The sequence below is a fragment of the Burkholderia sp. LMG 13014 genome, assembly GCF_905232215.1.
Classification (GTDB): domain Bacteria; phylum Pseudomonadota; class Gammaproteobacteria; order Burkholderiales; family Burkholderiaceae; genus Burkholderia.
On the sequence record NZ_CAJNKE010000559.1, the window covers coordinates 1 to 3821 of the forward strand.

The 3821-nt window shown below is 66.2% G+C and carries 3 protein-coding genes; 2 read left to right on the forward strand and 1 reads right to left on the reverse strand.

The features are described from left to right. Positions 1-80: 80 nt before the first annotated feature. Positions 81-1613 carry a sensor domain-containing diguanylate cyclase gene (locus JYJ84_RS30810; RefSeq protein ID WP_175221722.1) on the reverse strand — a complete coding sequence of 511 codons (1533 nt, stop codon included), beginning with the start codon at positions 1611-1613 and terminating at the stop codon, positions 81-83. Between JYJ84_RS30810 and JYJ84_RS30815 the strand changes: the two genes are divergently transcribed. Together JYJ84_RS30815 and JYJ84_RS30820 are read left to right on the forward strand one after the other, a co-directional pair. Beyond that, positions 1552-1794, forward strand: a complete 243-nt coding sequence (locus tag JYJ84_RS30815) for a hypothetical protein (protein WP_175221679.1) — start codon at positions 1552-1554, stop codon at positions 1792-1794. The two genes, JYJ84_RS30810 and JYJ84_RS30815, sit on opposite strands and share 62 nt — an antisense overlap. A 409-nt stretch (positions 1795-2203) precedes the next feature. Continuing rightward, positions 2204-3739, forward strand: a complete 1536-nt coding sequence (locus JYJ84_RS30820; RefSeq protein WP_122949052.1) for an amino acid permease — start codon at positions 2204-2206, stop codon at positions 3737-3739. Positions 3740-3821 lie beyond the last annotated feature (82 nt).

The following is a 3821-nucleotide window of genomic DNA, read 5'->3' on the forward strand; positions in this document are numbered from 1 at the left end:
CGAACGCGGGAGGACTGTCCACGGCGGGGTCGTCCGGCCTGGCCGGCCGCCGCGTGACTTCACGTCACGTCATGGCGATGTCATGCGTTCGCGGTGGTGGGCTGCGCCTCCAGCACGCGGTTGCGGCCGCCGGACTTCGCGCGGTACAGCGCCTCGTCGGCACGCCGCAGCAGCGTCGCGGCGTTCAGGCGTCCGTCGGCGGCGGTTGCCGCGCCGATGCTCGCCGTGACCCGCCCGTACGGGCTGTTCATGTGCGCGATGTCGAGCCCCACGATCGCGCGCCGGATGGCCTCGGCGACGATCGCGGCGCCTTTCGCATCGGTGTCGGGCAGCGTGACGACGAATTCCTCGCCGCCGTAGCGCGCGACGTGATCGCTGTCGCGGCGCAGGCAGCGCGACGCGGTTTGCGCGACGCGCCGCAGCACGTCGTCGCCGGCCGGGTGGCCGTAGTAGTCGTTGAACGCCTTGAAGTGATCGACGTCGACGAACAGCACCGACAGCGGGCGGCCGTTGCGCGACGCACGCTGCGCCTCCTTCGCGAGCACCGTGTCGAACGTGCCGCGATTGTCGAGGCCCGTCAGCGCGTCGGTGTGCGCGAGCCGGTACAGCTTCGATTCGGCGATCTGCCGGCGCTTCAGCTCACGCGACAGCGCCAGCGACCCCCACGCGATGAAGCCGGTGAACAGGCACATCAGCACGACGGTCCAGACCGCGCGGTGGTGCCACGACGCGTAGATGTCGATCTCCGCAGGCGCGACGTCGACGATCAGCGGCAGGCCGGCGAGATGCTTGTAAACATAGATGCGCCGGATCCCGTCGATCGCGCCGGTGCCGGTCAGCGCGCCGGCGCGGGCGCGTTGCGATTCGATGAACAGTTGCGAGTCGTGCAGGTCGAGGCCGACCACGCGCGCGTCGTACGGCAGGCGTGACACGAGCGTGCCGTTGTCCTCGACGATCGCCGCGCTGCCGTGCTTGCCGACGGCGAGGCCGTCGAGCAGCGCGCGGAAGTAGTCGATGCTGAGCGTGCCGACGACGATGCCGGCGAACGTGCCGTCGGGCCGGCTGATCCGGCGGCTCAGCGCGATCGTCAGGGCACCGCCGCGCAGCCGGGACGCATACGGCCGGCTGATGTAGAGGCCCTGCGTGAGCCCGTCGCGATGCACGGCGAAGTACTCGCGGTCGGCAAAATTGCCTTGCCGCGCGGGTGACGCGCTCGAATCGATCGCGATATTGCCGTGCGCATCCATGACAAAGATCGACCCGAGATACTCGCCGGTTGCCGCGCGGTCGAACAGCAGCCGGTGGCGCTGGCGCGGCGGCAAGGTCATCAGTTCCGGGTCGGCCACGCCGTCGACGACGTTCTGCAGCGACAAATCGTAGAGTTCGATATTGCGCGCGATATCGCGTTCGATCAGCAGCATCAGGTTGCGCGCATTTTCGACCGCGTGGTCATATGCGTCGCGTCGCGCCTCGATTAAAAGCGACGTCGAAAGCCCCCAACTGAACACCAGCAGCACGATCCCCGCAACGAGCACGCCGCGGGGCGACAGAATGCGTGCCACGATCGACGCGGTATGGCGGCGCAGCGCGGCGGGCAGCGTGAATGACTTCATCCTCGGGGGTGGCGGGCGGCGGATTTTCGCGTCGTTGGCGATTCCGCGCGCTGTTTATTTCGAATTGGCTCGCATTATCTCGCGATTTCCTGACATTCGCGTGCACATGCAAAACATGCATGCGGATATGGCGATTCGAAATTGTTACGCATCATTACCGCTTTACGCTCGGGTGATTTGATTTGAATCAATGATCGATATTGATTGTTTTGTCTGAATAATGGCGCGATTATCCGGCGATATTGCGTATCGGCGCGGGTTCGGGAGGATTGCGACAGGACAGCGGCGACACACCGGGCGGATCGGAAAGCCGGATACCCGCCCGCAACGCGTGGTTTTGACGCCGGCATCCGGCCACGGCCCGTTCCGATGCGGCCAACTCCTTGATTCTGCGAAATCTCCGCGATGGCGGCGGGTGGCGGCACCTGAACTGCCCCCGTGACGAATCAGGTAGAATCCGCGCTTCGCCGCAGGCGCCCGCCGCGCAACGCGTATCGGGGCCGCATCGAATGCATCGCAGGACGCGCACCGCGCTCCGATTCCGCATGCGCCGGCTACGGATGCCGGCCCGCTCAACGTTCGTCTCGTTTATGTCCGCAATTCCGAAATCCGACCCACCCGGTTCGCCCGCGAACCCACCCAAGCTTCATCGCGCGCTGAAGGCGCGCCACCTGACGATGATCGCCATCGGCGGCTCGATCGGCACGGGCCTGTTCGTCGCGTCCGGCGCGTCGATCTCGCAGGCCGGCCCCGGCGGCGCGATGGTCGCGTACATGGCGATCGGCCTGATGGTTTACTTCCTGATGACGAGCCTCGGCGAAATGGCCGCGTTCATGCCCGTGTCGGGCTCGTTCGCGACCTACGGCGCGAAATACGTGGACGAAGGCTTCGGCTTCGCGCTGGGCTGGAACTACTGGTACAACTGGGCCGTGACGATCGCGGTGGAGCTCGTCGCCGCGCAGCTCGTGATGCACTACTGGTTTCCGGACGTGCCGGGCGTGTGGTGGAGCGCGGCGTTCCTCGGCGTGATGTTCCTGCTCAACGCGCTGACCGTGCGCGGATTTGGTGAAGCCGAATACTGGTTCGCGCTGATCAAGGTTGTCACCGTGGTCGCGTTCATCGGCGTCGGCCTGCTGATGATCTTCGGCATTCTGAAGGGCGCGCCGAGCAACGGCTGGGGCAACCTGACGATCGGCGACGCACCGTTCGCGGGCGGCCTGCCGGCGTTGATGGGCGTTGCGATGATCGCCGGCTTCTCGTTCCAGGGTACCGAGCTGATCGGCGTCGCGGCCGGCGAATCGGAAAACCCGCGCACGACGATCCCGCGCGCGGTGCGCCAGGTGTTCTGGCGGATCCTGCTGTTTTACGTGTTCGCGATCTTCGTGATCGGCGTGCTGATTCCCTATACCGATCCGAACCTGCTGAAGACGGACGTGACCGACATCGGCGTGAGCCCGTTCACGCTCGTGTTCCGTCACGCGGGCCTCGCGTTCGCGGCCGGCGTGATGAACGCGGTGATCCTGACGGCCGTGCTGTCGGCCGGCAACTCGGGCATGTACGCGTCCACGCGGATGCTCTACAACCTCGCGACCGAAGGTCGTGCGCCGAAGATCTTCGCGAAGCTGTCGCGCGGCGGCGTGCCGCGCAACGCGCTGTACGCGACGACGGCCGTCGGTGCGTTGTGCTTCTTCACGTCGCTGTACGGCGACAAGACCGTGTACCTGTGGCTGCTGAACACGTCGGGGATGACGGGCTTCATCGCGTGGCTCGGCATCGCGGTCAGCCATTACCGGTTCCGCAAGGGCTACGTGAAGCAGGGCTACTCGCTCGACCAGTTGCCGTACCACTCGAAGTGGTTCCCGTTCGGCCCGCTGTTCGCGTTCGTGCTGTGTCTCGTGATCGCGCTCGGCCAGGACTATCAGGCGTTCCTCGCGAACCGGATCGACTGGGCGGGCGTGGCCGCGACCTATGTCGGCATTCCGCTGTTCCTCGTCGTGTGGCTTGGCTTCCGGTTCCTGAAGAAGAGCCGCTTCGTGCGCTACGAAGACATGGAAATCGCGCCGTGGATCGCCGCGAGCCGCGGCGCGCAGCGGCAGCCGGTGGCGAACCGCGAAACCGCGGGCTGACGCAGGCGCGGCCAGCGGCCGCGCGACATGCGACGAAACGGGAAGCCTTGCGCTTCCCGTTTTTTTTGCCCGGCTTTTGCCT

What these genes read in the sequence shown, in the direction of transcription:
- JYJ84_RS30815 (WP_175221679.1), top strand. Translation starts at nt 1,552, where the DNA reads ATGCGTGCCACGATCGACGCGGTATGGCGGCGCAGCGCGGCGGGCAGC.
- JYJ84_RS30810 (WP_175221722.1), bottom strand. Translation starts at nt 1,613, where the DNA reads ATGAAGTCATTCACGCTGCCCGCCGCGCTGCGCCGCCATACCGCGTCG.
- JYJ84_RS30820 (WP_122949052.1), top strand. Translation starts at nt 2,204, where the DNA reads ATGTCCGCAATTCCGAAATCCGACCCACCCGGTTCGCCCGCGAACCCA.